The sequence below is a fragment of the Lacticaseibacillus sp. 30 genome (assembly GCF_053819265.1).
Genome location: NZ_JBSOQX010000076.1, coordinates 1 through 597 on the forward strand (window position 1 = coordinate 1; position 597 = coordinate 597).

Sequence of the window (597 nt, forward strand, 5' to 3'; positions counted from 1 at the left end):
ATTATAACCAGCTCGCGGATTGGTTTCATGGAAAAGATAGACAGCAGCACGAGTCTTACCGCTGGCATCTTTTGATTTGGTTGGCAATGCTTGGGTTAGTTGCCCCTTGTCATTAGTCGTACCGGTTGCGGCAACCGAAGCACTATCAAAACCGCCTTTATAATCCTTAGGCGATGCCCAATAATTGGCTGTCACGTTGTAAATGGTGAAATCAACGCCTTGTAAAGGCTTAGCACCATTGCCATTCCACATTTGATCAGTCGCACGATCAATGGCAGTAACATCTTTGTCAAACCCGTATTTAGTAAGGACAACGTTTTGTTTTGTCGTATCATTCGTATCTGCTTGAACCCGAGTGCCATTAAACCCGAGAACCATCAGTAATGTCATTAGGATCGTGCTGGTTAATGTCAGCACTTTCTTGGCAATTGTCTTTTTCATTCTTATCTCTCCCACTTATTAATTTTTTGGTTTTTTATGTTAAAAGCAAGTACTGTCGCGAAGATTATCAACCCGAGCATTGAAAGCCAAGCTGCAACTGTATCACCCGTTTGTGGCAACAATTGACGTGTTTTCTTTGGAACTTTTTTGGGGACA

Annotated in this window: 2 protein-coding genes; both read right to left on the reverse strand. The window is 42.4% G+C overall.

Translation table 11 applies throughout. The features are described from left to right. The coding region (locus ACWPAB_RS15390) for a pilin N-terminal domain-containing protein (RefSeq protein ID WP_455692712.1) at positions 1–441 on the reverse strand (441 nt) is incomplete at its 3' end. Between the two features lie 2 nt (positions 442–443). Then, a partial coding sequence (locus ACWPAB_RS15395) for an LPXTG cell wall anchor domain-containing protein (RefSeq protein WP_455692713.1) occupies positions 444–597 on the reverse strand: 154 nt, incomplete at its 5' end.